The sequence below is a fragment of the Mesotoga prima MesG1.Ag.4.2 genome (assembly GCF_000147715.2).
GTDB classification, from domain to species: Bacteria; Thermotogota; Thermotogae; order Petrotogales; family Kosmotogaceae; genus Mesotoga; species Mesotoga prima.
Genome location: NC_017934.1, coordinates 1,670,996 through 1,693,821, shown reverse-complemented (window position 1 = coordinate 1,693,821; position 22,826 = coordinate 1,670,996). Strand labels below are relative to the sequence as shown.

General features: G+C 44.1%; 15 protein-coding genes, 2 tRNA genes and 2 pseudogenes. 11 read left to right on the top strand and 8 right to left on the bottom strand.

The features are described from left to right. Positions 1–269: 269 nt before the first annotated feature. A pseudogene (locus THEBA_RS14810) lies at positions 270–683 on the bottom strand (IS1634 family transposase); the annotation flags it as partial. A gap of 63 nt (positions 684–746) precedes the next feature. On the opposite strand from THEBA_RS14810, the gene THEBA_RS08015 reads away from it, so the two are divergent. Then, the gene (locus THEBA_RS08015; protein ID WP_014731162.1) at positions 747–1,961 is read left to right on the top strand and encodes an IS256 family transposase; all 1,215 of its coding nucleotides are present in this window, start codon (positions 747–749) and stop codon (positions 1,959–1,961) included. Between the two features lie 49 nt (positions 1,962–2,010). Here the strand turns inward: THEBA_RS08015 and THEBA_RS08010 are convergent. Next, positions 2,011–3,177, bottom strand: a pseudogene (locus THEBA_RS08010) (IS1634 family transposase); the annotation flags it as partial. A gap of 206 nt (positions 3,178–3,383) precedes the next feature. Here THEBA_RS08010 and THEBA_RS08005 point away from each other — a divergent pair. From THEBA_RS08005 to THEBA_RS07980, 6 genes are all read left to right on the top strand, one after another. After that, positions 3,384–4,055, top strand: coding sequence for a M14 family metallopeptidase (locus THEBA_RS08005; RefSeq protein ID WP_049794052.1), 672 nt, complete (start codon positions 3,384–3,386; stop codon positions 4,053–4,055). A 10-nt stretch (positions 4,056–4,065) separates the two neighbouring features. Continuing rightward, complete coding sequence (locus tag THEBA_RS08000; protein WP_014731161.1) at positions 4,066–5,430, top strand: TRAP transporter large permease subunit; 1,365 nt, start codon at positions 4,066–4,068, stop codon at positions 5,428–5,430. Positions 5,431–5,638: 208 nt separating this feature from the next. Continuing rightward, positions 5,639–6,898 (top strand): MFS transporter, encoded by a 1,260-nt coding sequence (locus THEBA_RS07995; protein WP_014731159.1) that lies wholly within the window; start codon positions 5,639–5,641, stop codon positions 6,896–6,898. 753 nt (positions 6,899–7,651) lie between these two features. Beyond that, a complete protein-coding gene (locus THEBA_RS07990) occupies positions 7,652–10,729 on the top strand; it encodes a PD-(D/E)XK nuclease family protein (RefSeq protein WP_014731158.1) in 3,078 nt (1,025 codons plus the stop codon). After that, positions 10,722–13,631, top strand: coding sequence for a UvrD-helicase domain-containing protein (locus THEBA_RS07985; RefSeq protein ID WP_014731157.1), 2,910 nt, complete (start codon positions 10,722–10,724; stop codon positions 13,629–13,631). The genes THEBA_RS07990 and THEBA_RS07985 overlap by 8 nt, the downstream gene beginning before the upstream one ends. Beyond that, positions 13,621–14,343: a PH domain-containing protein gene (locus THEBA_RS07980; protein WP_006487214.1), complete on the top strand. Its 723-nt coding sequence runs from the start codon at positions 13,621–13,623 to the stop codon at positions 14,341–14,343. The genes THEBA_RS07985 and THEBA_RS07980 overlap by 11 nt, the downstream gene beginning before the upstream one ends. Before the next feature lie 10 nt (positions 14,344–14,353). On the opposite strand, the gene THEBA_RS07975 is transcribed toward THEBA_RS07980, so the two are convergent. Together THEBA_RS07975 and THEBA_RS07970 are read right to left on the bottom strand one after the other, a co-directional pair. After that, positions 14,354–14,430, bottom strand: a tRNA-Arg gene (locus THEBA_RS07975). A gap of 15 nt (positions 14,431–14,445) precedes the next feature. Next, positions 14,446–14,535: transfer RNA gene (locus THEBA_RS07970), tRNA-Ser, on the bottom strand. A 503-nt stretch (positions 14,536–15,038) separates the two neighbouring features. On the opposite strand from THEBA_RS07970, the gene THEBA_RS07965 reads away from it, so the two are divergent. The 4 genes from THEBA_RS07965 to THEBA_RS07950 all read left to right on the top strand — a co-directional run bounded on the left by THEBA_RS07965 (position 15,039) and on the right by THEBA_RS07950 (position 17,382). Beyond that, a complete protein-coding gene (locus THEBA_RS07965) occupies positions 15,039–15,422 on the top strand; it encodes a GNAT family N-acetyltransferase (RefSeq protein ID WP_236609126.1) in 384 nt (127 codons plus the stop codon). A 285-nt stretch (positions 15,423–15,707) separates the two neighbouring features. After that, entirely contained in the window at positions 15,708–15,947 is a 240-nt protein-coding gene (locus tag THEBA_RS07960) for a DUF2905 domain-containing protein (RefSeq protein WP_014731155.1), read from the top strand. A 14-nt stretch (positions 15,948–15,961) separates the two neighbouring features. Next, positions 15,962–16,999 (top strand): L-threonylcarbamoyladenylate synthase, encoded by a 1,038-nt coding sequence (locus tag THEBA_RS07955; RefSeq protein WP_014731154.1) that lies wholly within the window; start codon positions 15,962–15,964, stop codon positions 16,997–16,999. A 26-nt stretch (positions 17,000–17,025) separates the two neighbouring features. Further along, positions 17,026–17,382: a hypothetical protein gene (locus THEBA_RS07950; protein WP_014731153.1), complete on the top strand. Its 357-nt coding sequence runs from the start codon at positions 17,026–17,028 to the stop codon at positions 17,380–17,382. A gap of 4 nt (positions 17,383–17,386) precedes the next feature. Here THEBA_RS07950 and THEBA_RS07945 read toward each other — a convergent pair whose 3' ends face one another. The 4 genes from THEBA_RS07945 to THEBA_RS07930 all read right to left on the bottom strand — a co-directional run bounded on the left by THEBA_RS07945 (position 17,387) and on the right by THEBA_RS07930 (position 22,736). After that, positions 17,387–18,655 (bottom strand): HD domain-containing phosphohydrolase, encoded by a 1,269-nt coding sequence (locus THEBA_RS07945; protein WP_236609125.1) that lies wholly within the window; start codon positions 18,653–18,655, stop codon positions 17,387–17,389. 241 nt (positions 18,656–18,896) lie between these two features. After that, positions 18,897–19,892 carry a P1 family peptidase gene (locus THEBA_RS07940; protein WP_014731151.1) on the bottom strand — a complete coding sequence of 332 codons (996 nt, stop codon included), beginning with the start codon at positions 19,890–19,892 and terminating at the stop codon, positions 18,897–18,899. Positions 19,893–19,900: 8 nt separating this feature from the next. Further along, on the bottom strand, positions 19,901–22,075 hold the full coding sequence (locus THEBA_RS07935) for an ABC transporter permease (RefSeq protein WP_014731150.1): 2,175 nt from the start codon (positions 22,073–22,075) through the stop codon (positions 19,901–19,903). Beyond that, entirely contained in the window at positions 22,068–22,736 is a 669-nt protein-coding gene (locus THEBA_RS07930) for an ABC transporter ATP-binding protein (RefSeq protein WP_014731149.1), read from the bottom strand. The genes THEBA_RS07935 and THEBA_RS07930 overlap by 8 nt, the downstream gene beginning before the upstream one ends. Positions 22,737–22,826 lie beyond the last annotated feature (90 nt).

Genomic DNA, 22,826 nt, shown 5'->3' with positions numbered 1-22,826 from the left:
AAAGCCTGCAGAAGAATCACGTTACTACTTCTGCCTTTTTTCTACTGGAAATTCAATAATCTTGTTCTTTTGTAATGACTACTGCTAGAACTGATAGCTGAAAACAGTCTTTCTTGAACTCATTAAGATTGCTTCTTGGAGTCATGACTTTTTCGTGACTCCTTTTTTCCATTAAGTGCACAAACTCAACTTTGACAGCAAGAAATCTGAAAACAGCTAAACAAGGGAAAAAATGAAAAGAAAAACAGACGTACCACCACAGTGGTCTATTATGCAATCTCTTTGAGCAGATCCGGCGGTCTTATCTTGAGTGCTTTGAAAGCGTCGTAAGCATTGCCCATCATTTCAGTCCTTGCAAGAAAGCGTTTGTTTTCTATCGTTAGCTCAACTGCCCTTATCTCTTTCAAGTCTTCAAGTATTTCTGCGTAAGAGAAAGTACTCCCAATCTCTTTCAGCTTTCTGCATAAGGCAGTCTCCATTACTAGTGCAAGGAAACAGATCATTATGTGTCCCTTCACCCTCGTGTCTGTGTAATGGTATATGGGGCGAAGATCGAGTCCGCTCTTCAGTTCCCTGAAGGCCCTCTCTACTTTCCACAGTAACTTGTATGATTGAGCAACCTCTCTATTGGTTAGTTTTGCGTTCGTTCTTAGAACGTATTTGCCATCGTATTTGATTTCCGAGAGTATGTAAAGAAGATTGTGTAAACCCTCTAGAATGGAAGAGAAGATTGGAGGGAAAAGAAGATGAAATTTGACAGAGAAAAGATCAAGTCGTTAATCGAGAAGAATGGATTTGAAGATGTCGGAGATGTTCAAGAGGCAATGAAGGAATTGTTTGGTGACGTAATCAAAGAAATGCTTGAAGGAGAACTGGAAGATGAGCTTGGATATTCGAAGCATGACTACAAGAACAAAGAGACTGACAATTCCAGGAATGGACATAGCAAGAAGACAGTTAGGAGCGATTACGGAGAAATAGAACTTGAGATACCAAGAGACAGAAAAGGTGAATTTGAACCGGTTGTTGTGAAGAAACACCAGAGGGACATTTCTGGTATAGAGGATCAGATAATCTCCATGTATGCAAGGGGAATGACAGTAAGAGATATTCAGAGTCATATAGAGGATATCTACGGTTCCAGATTGTCTGCAGAGAGCGTAAGCAGGATAACGGACAAGATACTGCCACTGGTCTCCGAATGGAGAAACAGACCATTAGAATCTGCGTATGCGATAGTCTACATGGATGCCGTATTCTTCAGGGTCGTTGAAAGCAACCAGGTAAGGAAGAAAGCACTCTATATAGCCTTAGGAGTATCCCTAAATGGCCACAAAGACATTCTAGGCATGTGGATAAGTGAAACAGAAGGAGCAAGCTACTGGCTAAGCATTCTCAACGAATTGAAGAATCGCGGGGTTGAAGACGTGGCAATCTTCTCAATAGATGCATTAAGCGGAATGGAAGAAGCCATAGAGGCTGTATATCCATTCTCAGAGGTTCAGAAGTGCATAGTTCACCAGATAAGAAACACCATGAGATATGTTACCTGGAGGGATCGTAGACCTCTAGCACGCGATCTCAAGACAATTTATCAGGCACCTACAAGAGAGGCAGGATGGAATGCATTGCTTGCACTAGAAGAGAAGTGGGGCGACAAATACCACTTGTCAATAAAAAGCTGGAAAGATAACTGGGAAACTCTCTCAACCTTCTTTCAATATCCAGAGGAACTGAGAAGATTGGTTTATACAACTAATCCCATTGAATCAGTTAATAGACAACTCAGGAAGGTGACGAAGAACAAAGGAGTCTTTCCAACAGACAATTCTCTCTTAAAGATGGCTTATCTAGCAATAATGAACATAACAAAGAAATGGACAGTAAGAACTCTTGATTGGTCCAGGATCCTTACTCAACTTGTGATAAAGTATGAAAGATTAGCTAAGTACATAAGCTGATTCTTAAACCCATTACAAAAAAGGGGTTTACACAAAAAAGAGACAGAACCATTTCCGAGGCCATCTTTTCCTGGTCTATCTTCACATCTGTTTTCTGCATACTCAGATATCTTCTGTATCCTCTGTTTCCAACAAGACTCTTTGGCCCCTGTTTAAGTTTCTTCGTAAGGTTCTTCACTATCTCTTCTCTCTTGATTCTGTCTCTTTCTGCCTGAAATGGATTGAAACAGATTACGTATCTCTCCCCCTCATGCAGAACTTCCTTTACCTTCAGATTCTCTTCCACTTCTTCGTAATCACCGGGCTGATTCAATACCGCTTCAACTCTCTTGCTTCTTCTCATCTTCACTCCGAATATGTATGAAAGCCCGGTCTTATCTATCTCCTCAATGAGTCCGTTGCTTATCATTCCTCTATCGGCTACCACTATAACCCTGTCTATGTTGAATCTCCTTCGTATATCCTCAAGAGCTATCCTGAAAGTATCTATGTCTGCTGTGTTTCCGGGAAAGATTTGGTGAGCAACGGGGAAACCATCCTTCGTCATTAGTACCCCTATCATCACTTGCTTGCAATCAGACCTGTGATCCTTAGAACGACCATACATTGAAAGTTCGGGTCCTTCTCCCTGGAAGTACGTACTCGTTGTGTCCCAGAAGACTAGATCGAGATTCAAGTTGAAGAGAGTCTTCACATTACTGAATAGCTCTTCCTCCACTTCTTCCTTGAACTTCTCGAGATAATCCAGTCCACGGTAGTAATGCTGAAGACTCAACTGTTCGAACTCAGGTCTGTAAACCTTGCTTACCCACCTGTCTACTCCCCTCTTCGATCTCGGTTCGACAAGTCTGTTAAGTACCATAGCGAATATAGCCTCAACGTAATCGCTAACTGCATCCGTATCTCCCAGAAGTCTCTTCAATACTCTTTCGATACCCAGTTCCTTCCATAACTGCTCGAAGATAATTACAGGTCCCCACAGATAGGTTTGATTCACATTAAGGGCTTCTTTCCTAATCCATTCTTTCGTCGAGAAGTTCCTCAGGCTTTCAATAAGCCTATCTATCTGGCCACTGTTCTGAAGATCATCTACTCTCCCCAGATTAACCAGAACTTTCTGTCTAGTCTTATTCCCCACTCGTATATTCTCTACGAGCTGCAGGTAACTCCTGGTGGAACCGTCCTTGTTTTTGAAGTGCTTCAGTCTAAGAAACATGGCACCTATATTATATCACTATAACTAAATACAAGTCAAGTACTAACAAAATGACAAGCAAATACACATGGCACCGCATTTCAAAAACGATTCAAATATCTACTACGAACTTATGCACCTTTCAGAACTTATTCCCACCATTTATTCTCTTTTGCTGTCAAAGTTGAGACATAGCCATAGAAGGTAAATCCGGTCCTCGATTTCTTGTGTACGGAGATAGAAGAACTGATCCTCTGGATCAGGGAATACCCGATCCAGAAATCTTCAAGCATGCACAATCCGATTTCACTCTTGAAGATGGAGCAGAGGCGAGAAATCTGAACAGGCAGTATCCGGGAGTAGCAGATGGCAATCCCACGCAGCAGCTTGCTTACGCAATTATCCAGCTGATAGACACTGAGAATGTAGACTTCAATCTAGATATGCATGAAAGCGGGACACCTGACAGTTATATAGACAGCGAGGGGAATGAACGATCCGGTAGCAGTTTGGCCTATACGCTGGTCTGTCATCCCGATGCTCTGGAAATAGGTGCAGTGGCGATCATGGAAATCGAGGCTTATTATGGAGTATCTATGAAACTCGAAGAATCGAACAGAGCCTTTAGAGGCCTAAGTCACCTTGAGATCCGTGACGCAACAGGTTCGCTTTCATTCCTTTCAGAGACTCCAAATCCCGGGCAGGATAACTGGAGAGACAAGTACGATGTTATTGATGATCCCGATTACCCATTGACTCACAGGGCCGGTCTTCAGCTTCAGATAATCAGATCCTTGTTCAGTGCATATGAAATGATGATTGGCGAGACGGTTGAGGTCGAAAACTTACCTACCTATGAAGAAGTAATGCAGAACGGAATATTCTCATTTTTGAACTGAATGACCGGGGGTGACAGCCATTTATACACCTGAAGTCTGGTATTTTTTGGTAATGCTTGCAACTTTCGTAGGTCTGGCAATAATAAAAATCCCAATATCAGTTTCATTGATGTTTTCAGCCCTTGCGGGTTCAATTGCTTTCGGCGAGTTCTTCCCTCTGAGGCATCTCGTTGAAGGAGGATTCGGTTACATCGACACGATACTTGTGATTGGTTCAGCAATGATTTTTATGGAATCAATCAAGGTATCGGGTCTTCTGGACACGATTGCAGGCAACATGACGATTGCCTTTCACAAGAAACCGACTTTTCTTCTCGTGCTAATGACTTTCTTCATAATGATAGCCGGTATGATTACTGGATCATCAACGGCTACGGTTCTTACAACGGGTGCTATCGCCTTCCCGGTTCTGAAGACCCTGGGGCTTAGCAAAAGGAGAGCGGGATCGATAATCGCAATGAGCGGTATATATGGAATGATCGCCCCGCCAATAAATCTACCCGCAATGATAATCGGTCAGGGTGTCGACATGCCATATATCGGTTTCACTAACCCTCTTCTGCTGATGACATTTCCGCTGGCAATTGTCACTTCTCTGATTATTGGAGTTAGACAGGTTAAACCGGTCGATCTCCAGGAGTTCGTGAGAACAAGAGAAAGGGAGCCAATAAAGGGCTTTGCGGTGTATCTTCCGTTAATAATAATGGTGATACTCATGGTGCTTGAAAACGTGAGTTGGGGCTTTTCGCTTGGTCTTCCCTTGATCTTCATGATATCGGCAATTGTTGCATCATTGACTGGAGCAAGGGGAAATCTTTTCAAGATCTCACTTTCAGCGGTTCAGAACTCTCTTGGTATACTCTCGATTCTCATTGGAGTCGGGATGTTTATTCAGATTATGACTCTGAACGGCGTGAGGGGTTTAATTGTGGGATTTCTCAACGGTCTTCCTCAAGGCGCGCTCTTGGTTGGTATTGCACTTGGCATCCCTGCTTTCGGTGCAGTGTCTTCCTATGGTTCTGCCTCAGTGCTGGGAGTTCCGTTCTTGCTTGCATTTCTCGGGAATAACGACATCGTTGTCTGTTCGGCGCTCTCCCTCCTCGCGGGGCTCGGTGACATGGTACCCCCAACTGCGCTTGCCGGGATATTTGCGGCCCATGTCGTCGGAGAGAAGAATTACTTCAAAATCTGGCTCAGTTCAATGCCTGCCTTTTTCATTACAATGATTTTCGCCACATTAACCATAATATTCTCAAACGAAATAGGTAGGTTCGCCAACAGCTGGCTCTTCTATCCCCTCTTCATTGCTGGACTTGTAGTCGTTTCTGTTGCTCTTCTCTTAGTAGACAAGAGAAAGGAGATGTCAGTAACTTGACCTACTTGTATATTGCGATAGCAGTCTATTTATCTTCTGTGCTTATTTATAACGCGTACAAGAGTGCAAAGAAGTGGGAGTGGGTCATGAGCGCAATGATACTGATCCCTCAAATCTTAAGAATTTTCCTGATAAAGTGAAATCACCGGACCCGGAGAGTTTTCTTAGAGTATAATTTCTCTATTGAACTCTTCGGGAGGGGTTTCAAATGGAAATAAAACGGGACGGGCAGTTCTATAGATTCGCAGCTTACGGGTTCCTTAAGAATCTTCGCTTTTTCGACCCTTTTCTTATCTTGTTCTTCAGAGAAATGGGACTTTCCTTCCTTCAGATCGGTACTCTTGTCTCCGTGCGAGAAGTAGCGACTAACTTCCTGGAACTCCCGACCGGCATATTCGCTGACCTGTTTGGAAGAAGATTGTCCATGGTTTTTTCGATGATCTCCTATCTTTCTTCTTTTTTAGTCTTTTACTTCTTTCCGAACTTCTACATATATATGGTTGCAATGATAGCTTTCGCCTTTGGGGAAGCCTTCCGTACCGGAACTCACAAAGCAATGATACTTGAGTACCTGAGAATTAATGATATGACCGATATTAAGGTTCACTACTATGGCGCAACGCGAGCCGCATCACAACTAGGTTCAGCAATAAACGCCTTGATAGCTGCCTTCCTTGTATTTTACACGGGTAGCTACAAGATAGTCTTTCTCGCCTCAGTATTGCCTTATGCCGTAAACCTCGTGAATTTGATGATGTACCCCAAGGAACTTGATGGTGAACTGAAATCCGGGGAGAAAAGAGAAACATTGAAAGCCTTCCTGGGGATTTTCAGAAGTGCCAATGCACTCAAAGGTGTTCTCAACTCGTCACTGTATGATGCTTTCTTCAAAGTCATCAAGGAGTATCTGCAGCCAATTCTAAAGGCTCTCGCCCTTGGTCTTCCGATAATGCTTGCCTTCAGCCCGGAGCAGAGAACCTCCGTAATCGTAGGAGTCGTATATTTCGTGATCTTCATCGCCACAAGCTATGCTTCTAAGAATGCCGGAAGGTTGAGCAAAAAACTGGGAAACGAGGCGAGATCGCTGAATTACTCTTATATATTCGGGGCGATATTAGTCATACTGAGCGGGTTATTTCAAATAGTATCTCTTCAAGTAATCGCAGTGATAGTATTCTTCCTGCTCTACATTCTGGAGAATTTCAGAAGACCAATCAATATAAGCTACATAAGCGATAACATAGACCACAAAACTATGGCATCAGGTCTATCTGTCGAATCTCAGTTGAAGACTCTGCTGGTGGCAATAATAGCGCCCATAGTTGGATTCCTTGCGGACAAGTTGGGAGTAGGTATGGCATTGACTGTTGCTGGAATGACGATGCTCGTACTCTTTTTTATCGTCAAACTGAATCCCCCAGAAAATACCAAAAACATCGAAGAGAAGAATTCACGGACGGCTGATTGACTACTACAGATGTAATATTCATGGACTCCTCGCATTTGCACTATGTCTAGCAATACGTTCTTTTTCTCTGATTCGCGAGGGGAGAATCTAGAAGTGACAGAAGTGTTAAGAGTTGGCCGCATTGATCAGGGAAAGAAATCGGTATCTAAACACCTTCCTTAAGAGTTGATCTAGTATTCTAGGATGACTTATAACGAAAGACAATTGCTTCACTAAACAGAGATCTGTAAAAAGGAACTCTGATGAACGAGATCAAAGCAGTCTTTCGTTGATAATGATTAGGAACCTGTAAATCCCATACTCTTAATTGGAAGGATACCCAAGAAATCAAGTGATTGCGTACTATGAAAAAGCCAGAGTTGCGGGGGAGAGCGTCGTCTATATTCCATCTCTAGCGGCTATTTCAACCGCGGCGATTTTTGGATCTCGAAACCTCTTCCTACAGAGGTCAGTCGAGAGGTCTCTTCTTCCATTTGAGGCCTTTGGGGATTAAAAGAGGAGTTTGTTTTTCTGACGAACTTTGCCTTAATGACTTGTTCTACTTCGCCTTCGATGACAGTTTATTTGAGATTTGATTCAAAGAGGCTAAAAGATCTGCGCGCACTCTCAAAATCAACTATCTTTACAACGAAAGAATTCGTGGATTTCCTCCGGGCTTCGTGGGTGCCTAGGTTTACGTGTTTCTATAGAAATCCTCAGCGATTTTCCACAACACTCAGCGGATGATAGAATCGAATTTGTGGGAGGAGTAAGATGAAGATTACGCTATTCATAGGTCCTTTAGCCTCAGCAAAGACTGAGCGGTTGCTTCGAGAACTCGAGACCGTCCATTGGAGAGATCCGTTCTCCTACTTCTTCGTGGGACCTTCCGGCGACCACGTAAGATACTTTAGAGAGAATTTCATATCGCGAGTGGGTACTATCCCGGCTTCGAGATTCCTCGCAATGGACCAATTTGCCGTAGAGGTTTTCCGTAGACTGAATCCGAATTCTATTCACGTTGGGAATCATTTGATGAGGTTGGAGATCGGTGACATTCTGGATCAAATGGGAAAGGGCGAACTCGCCGACTCGCCCGTATTCGTCGAATACCTTCTTGAAATGATTCATGATGTAAAAGAGAATAGAGGGTTCGACCGGATATTCTCTACGGAAGACGAGGCAGTCTCCGTTCTAGAGTCAATTTACAACGAGCTTGACAGTAGATTCTCCAGAAGAAACATCTTTGACACATTCGACGCATATACGAGGATTGAAGAGCACAAGGATGAGTTGATTAACGAGGAATTCGGGGACACTCTTTTCCTCGACGGGTTTCATGATTTCAGTCCGGCCCTGAAGATCTTTTTCAAGACCATCATTCCAACATACAGGGAAGTTTTCATTACCATTACTCAAGAACCTGACAAGGAAAGTCTCTTTTCAAACATAGATTCGATACTTGAGACGATCGATGAGATAGCCGAAAACAGCACAGATCTCGAAATCAAAAGGATATTCTTCGAGAAAAGTCCTTCTTCAAGCGGTCTGAACGGGTTCAAAGAAGCCCTGTTCTCTCCAGGTAAAGTAGAGCAGAACTGTGATTCGGTGAGTGTTGTGGTCTATCCTGACATCTTCGCCGAGGTCGAAGGCGTATCGAGATTTGTGAAGGAATCTATTATTTCCGCCTGCGAACCAGGTGACATTTCGATTGTCTCATCCGACTTCAATCTTTACAGCAAATTGCTTTCCGATAAGCTGAATGAATACGGTGTTCCACACAGAATAGAAGGCGACGAAGAGCTTCACTCATCTCTCTCGATAAGACGGTTAATCTTGCCACTTGAAACCGCGGTTCTGGGATTCCCACCGGAGAAGATAATCGCTATGGCTGACAGCGGCTATGGGGGAGAAGTTGATTCAAGTTTTATTGAATCCGCCGCTGCTATGTCAAGAATTATCTACGAGAGACCAAATATGTGGCTCTCCTTGGAAAAGAGACGGAGTTCCTGGGATGAGAGGCTTTCAAGACTCGTTGACCTCATGAAAGAAAGAAGAAATGCAATAATTTCCCTTGCCGACGATGAGCTCGAAATGAGCGCGGCTGAGGAGCTTGATGAGGCGATCGAAAGAATTGACAGCGAAGTAGTTCCGGCTGTTCAAAGAATCTTCAGACTCCTCGACTCTTTTCGAAGTCTGCGCAAGCGAGATGTCGGTAATTATCGGAAAATGTTCATTACTTGGGAAAAAGAACTTTCTCTGATCCAAAGTCTAACCGGGTATGAGAGTGAAGTTAAAGACAGAGAGATGGATGCAATAGTGAGGTTTTTCGAATATACCCTACCTTACCTGGAGAGACTTCTGTATTTCATGGGGAAGTCCTCTGTTTCCCCAAAAGAATACTACAGATATCTAATGCTTCTACTTAAGCATGACAAGTTTCCTCTTTCGAGGAACAAGGCAAACAGGGTTGAGATACAGTCACTCATCAATTCGCGCTTCTCGAAGAAAAGAATGAAGGTCTTCGTTGGGTTTGTTGACGGTGCTTATCCGCACGTAGAAATGAATCCTTTGTACAGTTTCACGCAGTTTGGAGATTCAAGACCCAGAGACCTTCTTCTTGATGAGGAAACACACGAAAGGCTCAACCTGTATCTGTCGATTTCTACTGCTGAAGAATCAGTGAGGTTCTCTCTGCCTGAATCGACGATCGACGGTGAACCAATTCTACCTTCTCCATACCTGAAGAATGTGGCGGAGAGTTCGGGATGTGAGACCACTAGAGAAGGAAGAAAGGTGGGAAGAAGATCTGGATACATTCCGGAACTCCGGGCATCTATGAGCCAATCCGAGTTGAAGATCTCCGCTGCGAAGTTCTTCTTGAATGAAAAATGGGATCTTCTGAAGAGCTTTCCCCCTCTGAGCAATTTAGATACCGTCCTCTCGAACTTCAGAAGAGATTTCAGTTGGTCAGTCCAGAACAGAAGGCGTTTAGAGGAAGTTGTCGGTAACGTCTTCTCCTTCTCAAGACTGAAGTCTTACCATGACTGTCCGTTTTCCTTCTTTCTTTCTTATGTTGTTGGTCTGGATGTTTCCCCTGAACACGTCTTTGAATTAACGCCTCTTGATGAGGGCAACATCTTTCATTCAGTGTTGAAGGACTTCTTTTCGGGCAAGAATAGAGACTGGCAGGATTCGCTTGCCGAGAACATCAAGAGACACCTGATGCATGATAGCAATATCGTGTTCAGATTCGAATTTGAACGCCTGAGCGAAGTACTTCACGAGTACATAACAGTCAGGGAAGGAAAGAGACCGAATTTCATGGGAGACAATTTCATTCCATACGCCTTCGAGAAGGCCTTCGGAATAGGTGAAACTGAGCCAGTGAAGCTACTCGAAAACCTTTACTTGAGGGGAAAGATCGACAGAGTCGATATCGACAGATCCAGTTCCTCTGTCTATCTAATAGACTACAAGCGCGGTGATAGCGGCGATGAAAGACAGCTGCTCCTCTATTCGCTTGTTGCAGAAAAACTTCTCGAAGATGAAAGCCTTGATGTTGCGGGAGGAGTATTCAAGACTTTGACCGGAAAAACCGTGAACAAAGCTGCCTTCAGAACCATTTCTTCAGAAGGAGGCAAGGTCTGGGAATTCGCGGGTAAGAAAAAGGACAACAGGATTGTGAAGGAGTCTGATCTTCTCAAATGGTTAAAGGAAGTACACGAGGGAATCTATTCTGGCGAGTTCACTCCCTCATTCACAGTGTCTGCAAGTAAGTGCTACAGCTGCAGATTCTCCGAGATAAAGAGGTCCATAACCTGGAGAGAAGGCAGAAAAGAATATGAATAAAGACATTTTTGTCACCGCTTCTGCCGGCACTGGAAAGACGTTTTCACTGGTTAAGGAGTACGTCGGGGTCTTCGACAGGTCATTCAGAATCGGAGAACGGCTTGATGTTCATAATGTTGTAGCGATTACTTTTACTAATAAGGCGGCACGGGAAATGAAGGATCGAGTAATAACGGAAATCGATCATAGAATAGCCTCCGGGCATCCCGGAAGCTGGAAACCCTTAAGAAACAAAATGTCGTACGCGTGGATTTCCACCATCCATTCCTTCTGCGAAAGGATATTGAGGGAGTCTGCCCTTTTTGCTGGAATAGATCCGGGCTTCCAGATTCTAAGCGGAATGAGGAGAGCGACGCTTGAAGAAAAGGTTGTACGAACATATTTCGAAGATAACCTCGAAAGCCTGGAACCTTTGATTCAGCTTACGGGCTTAGACAAGGCTTTTAGAATTGTGAAAGAAGCCATATCAAGTAAACGACATTCTTTGGCACTGAATCCATCTCCTGTCGGAAGTCTCTTAGGTGACTCAATCATAAGTGACGATGAAATCATCGAGGGTTCGAAGTCCTTTGCGGCAGCCTATAGCGAAATCCTTTCCGATTACAGAGACAGGACTGTAAGATCGGGGTTCCTTGATTTCGATCAGTTGCTCACAGAAACGAGGGATCTGCTTCTCAAGATGCCCGAAGTCCAGGAGAAATATAGAGACCGCTTCAAATTTATATTCGTAGATGAATTCCAGGACACCGATGAGCTTCAGAGCGAGATCATTCGACTCCTTCGGGAAGAGAGTAAGAATAGAGTCTTTTTTGTTGGAGATTCGAAGCAGTCTATCTATCGTTTCCGCGGTGCGGACGTATCGGTATTCAACAAGACAATGAAAAGCTTTCAAAATAACGGGGGCGAATTAAGAAACCTACGAATCAACAGGCGTTCACATCCCGATCTTGTTACCTTTCAGAATAAGCTTTTTGGGAAGATAATGAAGAGGGATTTCGAAAACGAGTTTTTTCGTTCGATTTACGATGAAGACATAGAGTCTCTACCATATCAAAGAGATATTGAGTCTTCGAGAGTGAGGATAATTCGAACGGAATCATCTGACGATTCGAGAGAGGTCGCAAGATCCGTAAGGGCCCTAATTGAAGAGGAGCTTGTTTTCAAAACAAAGACCGGTGAATACGAGAAACGGCGAATAGTCCCCGGTGATATTGCTATTCTTCTTAGGACCTTTTCAAAGATCTCTAGCTACGAGAATGCACTGGAAAAATTGAATATTCCCTTCTACACCGTTGGAAGCAGAAACTTCTACGAACAGCCCGAGGTCTCCGGACTTCTGTCATGGCTCGATCTCCTAGTAGATCCCTTAGACAACAACAATCTTGTGTCGTTCTTGCTTTCGCCGGCTTTCGGGGCTTCTCTTGATGAAGTCCTAACGCTAAGGTCGAAAAGAGATCTCAGACGTTTGCCACTGTACTTTGCCCTCATGGAAAGCAAAGAGGACAGATTTGCGCACTTAATTGATCTGCTCAAGAAATTCGGAAAACTTAAGTACATTCTGTCACCGAGCGAAATCCTCGAGAAGTTCGTTCAAGAAACAGATTACTTGCCTAAGCTGGCCACACTCAAATCCGGAGAGAGAATGATCGCCAATGTCAAAAAGCTTCTTGAGCTTGCGAAGGATCTGGATAGAATGGGTAGCTCGCTTCGCGAGCTCTCCTCGAACATCAAGGCTTTTATAGATTCCAGCGATGAATCGGAAGCCGCTCTTGAAACAGAGGAATCAGACAGTGTGAAGATTCTCACCGTTCACAAATCAAAGGGACTGGAGTTTCCAATCGTGATTGTAGGTGACACTTTCTGGAAAAAGAAGAACTCTGACAGGCGACTTTTCTTCCATGATGGAGGCTTTCTCATAAGTAAAAGTAAACCTGACAGAGAAGAAGGCCTTATCGGAAGTTTGGCATCGCTAGAAGAGGAGAAGGAGTTTGAAGAAGAAAAGCGCACTCTTTATGTCGCTCTTTCAAGAGCACGTGAGATGATAATTATCAGTCTAAATGGTAGGAGTGATTCCTCCCGACCATGGTCGAAGATGATATGCAGTTCTTTGCTTCAATCGGAAAGCGATAAGGTTGAAGCTTCCTTTGAAGGGATAGTAAAACACTTCTATCCAATCGATCTTCCATCCATTCAAGAGACTGTTTACATTGAAGAACCTTTGTTACCTGAAGTCACTTCGGTACTGCCTCTGACAGATTCTTCGTACATAAAGTACCTCTCTCCAACTTCGATAACTGCAGACGACGAATTTGAACTGCAATCGGAATCATACGCTGGAAGCCCCGGTCTTGTAAAGAATGCCGCAGGTATCGGCCTCCTTGCTCATTACTTGCTTGAACCGGTGGGAGTCATCAGTAAGCGCGGCTCGGTCACGACTCTCGAATCAATTCTTAACGGGGGTAGGCCAGTCTCAGTTGACAGGATTAACTTCAACGAATATGATCTGTCTGAAGTGAAAAAAGTTCTTTCCACTCTGGTAGCTCATCCGCTGATAAAAGAAATAGAGGGGGCGGAAAGAGTCTTCAGCGAATTTCACTTCCAGCATGGATTCGGAAAGTACGTTTTAATGGGAATTGTTGATAAACTATATTTGAAGGATGGAAAATGGAGGATAGTAGATTTCAAGTTTGCCAGTCTGAACAAGAGATTCATAAATAAGTATCGTTTTCAAATGAACCTGTACCTGTATATTCTTAAAGATCTCTTGTCACCCATTGAAGCTACTCTTCTCTTTCTCAGAGATGGGAAAACCGAAAAGATAATGCTGGAAGACTCTGACAGCTTCGAGAAAGAGCTCCTTCAAATGATCTCAAAAGCCGGAGGCGGTAAAAATGGATCTTAAACCAACGCGTCGCTCTTTCATGATCAGATACTTCATTTACCCTTACTACTTCGTATTGGGAATCGTTTTCTATCTCAATTTTGATCTCTCTGGAATTGATGGAAACAACTGGCTGTTCTTAATAGTGAGCTGGATTGCCTTGACCGTGATTCCAGGCATTTTGCTTGCGTTTTCGCGAAAAAAATTCGGTTGGTTCTTCTGGCCGGCAATCTTGAACGCTTCTGGATGGCTCGTTAGGTACTTATTCCCGGAAGAAACTTACAATGATTTGAAGCCCCTATTTGATAACGGTCCGGTTCTGCTCTTCATCGTAGCAGGGCTTCTTGGCATAGTATTTGTGGAGATCTATAGAACTACCTTCAAGTACAATCTTAGCGATGCGGGAGTAGAGGTAACTTATGGAATGTTCAGAGCGAATTCCCATATGATCGTAGCCAGACACATCACAAACGTGATGCTTAAAAGGAATTTCTTCGAACTTATATTGGGAGTAGGTCATGTGATACCTGTAACATCGTCTGGAATGGGTTCGGGAGACAGGGGCGTATTGGGAGGCTTTAGTGCCGACACTGGTACTCAGAACGTTCGAGGTGGAGCGTTTATCGGAAGTGTGAGTACCGAAAAAGAATTCGTCGCCAACCCAAAGAACTGCATTTACGGCATTTCAAAGCCCAAGGAAATTATGGAGAGACTGAAAGAAATGGTTCTATAGAAAGGATTAATGGCGTGCCCGGGGCGATTTGAACGCCCGGCCTCCAGATCCGCAGTCTAGCGCTCTATCCAGCTGAGCTACGGGCACCCATAAACAATATAATGGCGGAGAGAGAGGGATTCGAACCCTCGGAGGGTATAAACCCTCACGTGCTTAGCAGGCACGCGCCTTCGGCCTCTCGGCCATCTCTCCACCCTACAGAGTTCATTCTATCATGGTGCGCTGGTCGTGTCAATACAAGCTAGATGGCTCAAGTCTTTTCAAATAAGGCTGATTAAGCCTTTTACGATCATTTGGATTTGTTCTTACTTCACAAAAGATCTCGACCCTGGATAAGATTTCGTTCAGGTTTTTTGGCTAGAGAGAAGGCCCGATTAGTGGGCAGTGAAGAAATGAGTATCCGTAAGAAATCTCTTTTTCAAGATATTTGATTCAGAATCATCGGAAAGAAGTTTGCTGGAAAAGAATCCCGAATTCTCCGCTCTTCAAGATCTTCACAGTACTAGCTCTTGACTTTAGATGATGAAATGGATTCTCCGCACAAGGATTAACTGAATGTTTGTGCAGTATCGTCTATGGAATAATGGGCTTGAAATTGAATATGAAAGGGCGTGATCAGAATGATCATAAGAGAGATTAGAGACACAGATGCTCCCGGTCTACACGAGGTATTAGTTGATATCGGATGGTTCAAAATGAAGAATGTTGAAGAAGAGATTTATCTGAAAAGTGTGAAGGAAATGATCAGATGGAGTATCGAGAGAGATGATCACCTGATTCTCATTTCGGAAGAAGGTGGCGAGTTAACCGGGTACACGAGCGTCCATTTCTTGCCCTACCTTTTCATGGGTAAGCCGGAAGGGTACGTTGGCGAGCTTTTTGTGAAGACTGTCTGGCGAGGAAAGGGATTTGGCAGTGAACTTCTAAGAAGAGCCATAAATGAAGCGAGAGAAAGAGGTTGCTGTCGTATCAGACTGATAAACATTAGAGACAGAGAATCATATAGACGTGGCTTTTATGCGAAGCAGGGGTGGCAAGAGAGAACCGATGCAGCCGACTTCATGATGAAACTTGATTGAAATAACCCGCAGATTCGAAATGAAACGAAGCAGTGACAATATTCATTGTCAAGCAGGGAAACTTGAACTACCGAAGCTGAAAGGACAATAACGTTGACTCTACCAGGAAGAAAACGGGGGAAACCCATGGGCGATGAAATAAAGTGGTTGACTTTCTCTGATTGTTTCTTGATCCCACCCCAACAATCAATCTATCCTGCGCTCTTCTCTAGAGCGATTCCTTCGGCAAAACGCTTTCATTTTGCCTCAAAGAAATAGTTTATAATTTATGAGGAAGGTGATCGTGTGATAAGTCCGGAGGCTTTTGAGAAACTCCTGGTGAAAGTGGGCTTGTTGTGCCTGGCGATTGCTTTGCTCCTATTTATTTTCCGGAAGGCAGGTCTCAGTCTGGGAAGGCTTCCGGGAGATATTCATGTAAGCCGGGATGGTTTTGAGTTCTGGTTCCCAATCACTTCGGGGTTTGTTGTCAGTGTATGCATTACGGGAATACTGTGGCTCTGGAAGTTCATCAGCAAGTTCTTTTGAATCACGGAGGATGAATGAATACAGTTTATTTGAGAGTAAATTCAGAGGAACCGGATGAGTTCAGACTGAAAAAAGCAGCGAGATTTATCAGGGACGGTGAGTTGGTTGTCTTCCCAACGGAGACGGTATACGGGTTGGGCGCCAACGCCCTAGATGAATCTGCAATTTCGAAAATCTATCATGCAAAGGGAAGACCGCAGGACAATCCGCTGATTGTTCATGTTTCCAGTCGTGAAATGGTCGCCGATCTTGTTTCGCAGAATCTCAGTGAGTATTCAGCTTTGATGGACACTGTTTGGCCAGGCCCCGTAACTCTCATTTTCAGGAAGAGAAAAAGAATCCCTGACTCGGTAACGGCTGGGCTTGACACGGTCGCCATCAGGTTTCCGTCTCATCCGGTAGCTTCTAAGCTTATCGAGCTTTCTTGTGTCCCAGTTGCTGCTCCCAGCGCCAACTTGTCGGGAAAGCCCAGTCCAACCAGGGAAGAACATGTAGTAGAAGACATGGATGGGAGAGTCAGCTGTATTATCCTTTCGGGGTCGACAGTCTTCGGTCTAGAATCGACTATCATAGATCTTTCGAGGGAAAGACCTGTTCTTTTGAGACCCGGGCCGATAGATCCAGATCAGCTCAAAGGTGTGCTTCCAGATCTACAAATACCGGGCTTTGCGTCTGGCCGGGAGCAGTATCTCGGTGATCCTTTGTCTCCTGGCTTGAAGTATCGTCACTACTCACCTGACATTCCTTTGATACTTGTGGAAGGCGAGTTGGGCTTGGTTGTCAGCAAAGTGGGGATCATCGCCGGAAGGAAGAGCTCACTTGTGCTCTGTTCCGAAGAGCTCCGGGACTATTATCCCGTTCAAGTAAAGAAGGTGGTTCTCGGTTCGAGAAGTAACCTTCTCGAAGTCGCATCAAATCTCTTCAAAGAGCTCAGAGATAAGGAGAACATGAGCTTCTCTCAAATTATAGCGGAGCCTTTCCCGGAAACGGGAGTCGGTCTCGCAATAATGAATAGACTCAGGAAAGCAGCCTGGAAAATCGAAAGAGTTTAGACGTAGCAAGTTGGAGAGTGATTCGTTTGAAAGGAAGACTCAAAGATATTTCTGGAGAGGTCTTTGTAGTACTCGGTACAATACTGGTGGCGCTTGCCTTCTTTATGGTCTTTACCTGGGGTGACAAAGCGGTAATGATGACTGAGATTACCGTCATAAAAAAGATAGACAATTCAAGCGCGGGAAATTCCGACTACAGAATAATCTCCGAGTCAGGTGAGGAATTCACTGTGAGAAACGCAGAAAGCCAGGGCTTTTATGCTGCGTCTAAGGTCTTCAGGATGCTGGAAGTGGGAAGGACGTATCAGGTTCTCGTCACAGGGAGAAGGATTCCCCTGTTTTCTATAAAGAGAAACATCATAGAGGCTATCCCCTCCCAGTAATCTACTAGAAGGAAAAACCATTTTTCAGAAGATCAACACAAGCCCTTGTAACGGAAGGATCGTAAAGAGTTCTTGCTCCGGATGTGATTTCCTCTATTGCGACGTTCAGTCCAAGAGCAGGCCTGTATGGTCTATGTGATGAAATTGCTTCCACAACATCTGAAACGGCAATTATTCTTGCCGGTAGAGATATTTCTTCACCTTTCAATCGGTTTGGATAACCGGAACCGTCCATTCTTTCGTGGTGTTGGATAACATATTCTGCAATCGGGAAACCGAACTCGATCTCCTTTAATACTTCACTACCAAGCCGTGGATGCTCCTTGATCATTTCCATTTCTATCTTATTGAGTTTACCTGGCTTACTTAGAATCTCTGAAGGGATCCAAAGCTTACCAATGTCATGGAGGAGCCCGCTTATTCTGATGTTTTCGCAAAGCTTTCTCTCAAGTCCCATTTTTCTAGATACGGCTTCAGCGAGGAGTCCGACTCTTCTTTGATGACCAGAGGTATAAGGATCTCTGATTTCAGTGATCTTCGAAAGAGCATTTACAGTACTCTTGAAAGTGTTTTCGAGTCTTTCTTTGCTTTCTTCGATCTCGATCTTTGCAGCCTTAAGATCCGTTATATCGGAGATGAAACCCTCTACGAACGACTGATCTTCACCTGGGTTTTTGATTACTTTTCCCCTTTCCAGTACGTGTTTGACAATGCCTGACTTGGTTACTATTCTATACTCAATCTCATAATGATCGTCTCTGGTAAAAGACTCCTGTACGCTTTTCCAGACTTTCTCCCTGTCTTCCGAAAAGATGAGATCCGCATACGACAGTTTTTTGTTTCCAATTATTTCTTCCGGTCTATAGCCTGCAAGATCAACCAATCCCCCACTGAGAACTTCCATAGTCCAGTCTTTGTCGTTCTTGCATCGGAAGGCAATCCCGGGAAGGTTTGAAAACAGCCTATCTAGCTCTAATTTGCTCTTCTTCAGGTCCTTCCTCGCTTCAGATGATTCGTCAAAGTCATTGTAGACAATGGCGATAACATTTGAAGAAAGTCTGGAAATCGATACATCTCTCCAAATCTCGCTTCTTGTTTCTGGATTATGTTTCGATCCAATGTGAAGTGGAATGCCCGTTTCGCTTACTCTACGAACGCCGTCCATTACACTGAATTCCCGGGCCGGAGGAAACAAGTGTTCAAGGTCCATTCCAATGGCAGCTTCTCTCGTAAGACCTTCAGTTTCAAGCGCAGCTGGATTTGCATCGATCACTTTGCAGCGTCCCTCGAATGTCAACTCGCACAGAATAATTCCGTTCCTTAAAAGCGATAAGAAATCACGGTAGCCATCGATATTCATTAAACTAATCTTGCCGAACGCTTCTCCAGAACTTCATTCGACTTTAGGTCTCGAGTTTTAAACATTCATTTTCATCTCCCGATAAATGAATATTCAATCTTAGCATCAATAGGTTACCGCGCAAAGTGTTCGACAGACTTCAACTAGATTAATTTCAAGGTTTGCGAATCACTGCGCTCTTCAAAGATTTGACCGATCCTTTGAAGCCAGTCATACTGTCGGAAGAAAGCATCGAATCAACTATGGCCTCAACGCAGGCCCATGCGGATGCCCTGAATATCTCGCTAATCGTATTCTCATTTTTCATCAATCGCTGATCCCTCAAAGAGTACTCCCTCGCAGTACTGAAAGCAAGAGAGATATCACCGCTTCCGTGATGTCCGGGAGCCCCAAGCAAGCCTATGGCAAGACTCATATGTCGCGAGACCCGCTTCAACTGATGGGGCATCAAGGGAAGGTCGGTGCCAAGAATCATGATCAGGGATCCGGCACCTTGAGCTGAACTACCACTGTCGTTAGACAACTCTAGCGAAGGTATTCTAAGATCGGAAGACCTCCCGAAATTCGAAAGAACAATCGCCCCGACGGTGTACTTCCTCCCATCGAATTCAATAATCCTGGATGAAGATCCTATTCCCCCTTTATACCCGAAACAGATCATTCCAGTTCCTGCTCCGCAACTACCAAGAGCAAAGTCTTTTCTTGCATCCATTACAGCTTTAGATACCATCTCTTCTCTGATAGATAATGAGCGAATATCACTGAGGTACCCATCGTTGCACTCCATTACAACAACATTTAAAGATGTCATTTCAGGATTGTCTTCAAGTGCTAGTTTCGCTGCTCCCTGCTGAACAGCCCCTATCGACAGAGTATTTGTGAGAAAGATGTCACTCTCTACAGTCCCGAGCTCCTCTATCTGCACAAGGCCCATCGATTTCCCATAACCGTTGAAAACGCTGCACGCCGCTGGAATCGGAGATCCATATACCCCAGAAATCCTTACGATGCTTATGCCGGTACGCAAACATCTTGGCGCGTCTTCAATCAAAGTGAAATGTCCTACCTCTATTCCCTCAAGATCAGTAATCTTGTTCAACGGACCTGTCTCATAAGCATCGGGTGGGCTAACCAGTTCTCTAAACCTCATTTCTACACCTATCTTTCGATAATCGACAAAGGATCCTGCTTGGATATCAGATACCTTTCCATCGCAAGACCAGAAAACAAGACAATTAGTATCATTATAAAGATTTTAAGAAAAACCTTAGCTGCCACGAATGATGAAATGTACACTCCAGACAGGAAAAATGCCTTAAATATACTCCAGCTCATTGTTCCCAGGATAAACCCGATTGTGGCTCCTGAAAATAGCACTAAAATCAACTCCCCAAAAAGCAGCAGAGCTATTTCACCCCTTCCCTGACCAATAATGTTTCTAATAGCGAGCTCTCTTCGTCTTCCCAGAACTATCCTTGTGACGGTGACAACAGCAATAATGACAACTACGAAGAATTGAAGATATATGATAATCGAGGTTATGAGATTCATGAACTGACTCTCCTTGAGAATCTTAGTTTCGAATGAGCGACGATCTACAACCTCAGCTACACCGGCTTCAGAGGCAAATAACCTGATTTCCTCAACCAGATCATCTCCAGCGTGAAAAATCAATAGCCCCTCGGCAGCGACTTCTTGTTCCACAACGATGCCGGAGAGACCGTAAAGGGACGGAAGCACAACCGGTGAAGAATTGCCATAGCCGTTAACCTCTCCGCTATTTATTAGATCGAACAGGCCCTTGCTGACATAGAATGCGTTTTCTGAAGTATCTCCCACAAGTGTCTGCACAAGCTCTGAATCCTTCGATGAAACAACGGGTATGAAGATCTCTGTGGTTCCAAAGATAAGCTTCACATCTAGGTTTAAAAGTGAAGCGGGAAGTACAGCCCTGGATCGGGAAACAATCTCTTCTGGCAGTTCAATATCACCACTTTCCATAGTTTGGACATAAGAACAACTATCGAAGAACCGACCACTATCGCGGATAGTATCGGTAAGCGAGGAAAGCAATGATCCGAAGAGCGTAACGAGAAGGGCAAAAACTATTATGTTTACAAATAGGGATCTATAGCCGTCGCTTCTCAGCGGAAATCGAAGCCATGGCAAACTTATGTTCTTAAATCTATTCTTTAGTATCCCTTTCTTCTTTTCCGAGCTCTTTAGAAGTCCCACAAGATCCCGGCTCAGGTGACTCCCGATCAAAACTTGAGTGAATACAACAGTTACTGCTGGAATAACTAGCGTCCATATCGTAGAGACAAAGATATCGCCGACAAACAGACCGTTGGGTTCGAAAAATCGAGTCTCTAGATATGAAACAAGAATCCTTCCCGCAAAGAGACCAATAATCCAACCGGCGGCACACTGGTATACGGATTCAAAGAAAAGTCTCGCACCGAGGCTCGCTGGTGAATGGCCAATTGCCGCTAGAATACCGTATTCCTTTCTTCTTTCACGAATGCTGACCGAGTTAAGCATTGTAAGTCCAATTATAAACACAAGAGCAACGCAGAGATTGCACAGGAGGACTCCCAGGTAATAACCGGAATAACTTCTTTCGATATTCTCTCTTGAAGAGATGGGACCTTGAACCCCTACTTTGAGTTCTTCACCGGCTATTCTTGACCTCAACTCACTTTCGACCGCTATTGAAAAACCTCTTTCCGAAAGCACTATGAATCCATAAGCGCCTTTTCCTCCTGAAATCCCGGACGGACCGATTCCAAAAACCGAAGGGCCTTTAAGTGCAGCAACAACATTATACAGCCCTGTGCTCGCCGTCTCGAAGATCTCCTCGTATACTAGTCCTATGCCGACTCCGGAGGCCTTTAAGAACGAGTCGGAAACCATTATTTCATTTGTTTTAGGGGAGAAAATCCTTCCGTCGACTATGTAAGACTGGCTCACCTGCAAAATCCGTGCAATGTCGGTTTGCTTTATTCCGTAAACAGGAAAATTCGCTCTCGCGCTTCCAAAAAGATTGTAACCAAGATAAGCGATATCTACCTGGATCACATCTGAAATGCCAGATACGTCTGCAAAAATCTCTTTGAGGCTGTCATCGATCTCTTCTTTTCTACCGGTATCGGAAAGGTACTGCACAGTAATCCAGTTTTCGTTGATCTTCGAGATCCTGCTTCTGGTCTCTCCAAAAGATAGAAATATCGAGCTCAAAACGATACTTACAGCGACTCCTAAAGCAACAACAATTATGAAGACTAGAATTCTCCCGGGCCTTCTCCTGAAATAAAGCCAAATGTACTTAAGCATTCACAGTATCCTCGTATACCTGCCCGTTTTCAACTTTGATCCTTCTCTTAAAATCAGCGATAATTTCCGCTGAGTGAGAGACCAGGACTAGAGTCGCTCCTGATTTCGAGCAGTAAGATCTCAACAGGTTGATTACTTTTCGACCGTTTTCATCATCGAGTGAAGCGGTCGGTTCATCGGCAAAAACGACCTTAGGATTTCCTATCAAAGCTCTCGCTACAGCTACCCTTTGGCTCTGCCCCACTGAGAGTTCATAAGGAAACCTCTTCAGCAAGTCTTCAAGTCCAAGCGCAGTAGTAATCTCCTCGACTCTCCTTTTGATTCCTCGTTTATCTCTTATAGGAACCAGGATGTTTTCTCTCACAGTTAAATGATTAATCAAGAAGTGTTCCTGAAAGACAAAACCAAACTCCTTCCGCCTTAGTTCCGCCTTCGCCGATGGAGTAAGAGCGGTAATTTCCTTACCTTCATATTTAACTTCGCCGCGACTTGGCTCTTTCAGAGTACTCATGATGAAGAGAAGGGAAGACTTTCCTGAACCGGAAGGGCCGAAAACTCCTACCTCTTCTCCTTGTTCTATAATTAGGTTTGTTGATTTTAGCGCTGCCAGAGCTTGTTTCTTTGTTTCATATATCAGTGCGACTTCCTTGAGTTCGAACATTCTTCTTCCTCCTTGAGAGAAGACCTTGTCTTGATTATCCCACAAACGTCATTTGGTGACAAAGCTTGGTGAATCCAGAATGAACGGAAA

What these genes read in the sequence shown, in the direction of transcription:
- THEBA_RS08015 (WP_014731162.1), top strand. Translation starts at nt 747, where the DNA reads ATGAAATTTGACAGAGAAAAGATCAAGTCGTTAATCGAGAAGAATGGA.
- THEBA_RS07995 (WP_014731159.1), top strand. Translation starts at nt 5,639, where the DNA reads ATGGAAATAAAACGGGACGGGCAGTTCTATAGATTCGCAGCTTACGGG.
- THEBA_RS07990 (WP_014731158.1), top strand. Translation starts at nt 7,652, where the DNA reads ATGAAGATTACGCTATTCATAGGTCCTTTAGCCTCAGCAAAGACTGAG.
- THEBA_RS07985 (WP_014731157.1), top strand. Translation starts at nt 10,722, where the DNA reads ATGAATAAAGACATTTTTGTCACCGCTTCTGCCGGCACTGGAAAGACG.
- THEBA_RS07980 (WP_006487214.1), top strand. Translation starts at nt 13,621, where the DNA reads ATGGATCTTAAACCAACGCGTCGCTCTTTCATGATCAGATACTTCATT.
- THEBA_RS07965 (WP_236609126.1), top strand. Translation starts at nt 15,039, where the DNA reads ATGAAGAATGTTGAAGAAGAGATTTATCTGAAAAGTGTGAAGGAAATG.
- THEBA_RS07955 (WP_014731154.1), top strand. Translation starts at nt 15,962, where the DNA reads ATGAATACAGTTTATTTGAGAGTAAATTCAGAGGAACCGGATGAGTTC.
- THEBA_RS07940 (WP_014731151.1), bottom strand. Translation starts at nt 19,892, where the DNA reads ATGAGGTTTAGAGAACTGGTTAGCCCACCCGATGCTTATGAGACAGGT.
- THEBA_RS07935 (WP_014731150.1), bottom strand. Translation starts at nt 22,075, where the DNA reads ATGCTTAAGTACATTTGGCTTTATTTCAGGAGAAGGCCCGGGAGAATT.
- THEBA_RS07930 (WP_014731149.1), bottom strand. Translation starts at nt 22,736, where the DNA reads ATGTTCGAACTCAAGGAAGTCGCACTGATATATGAAACAAAGAAACAA.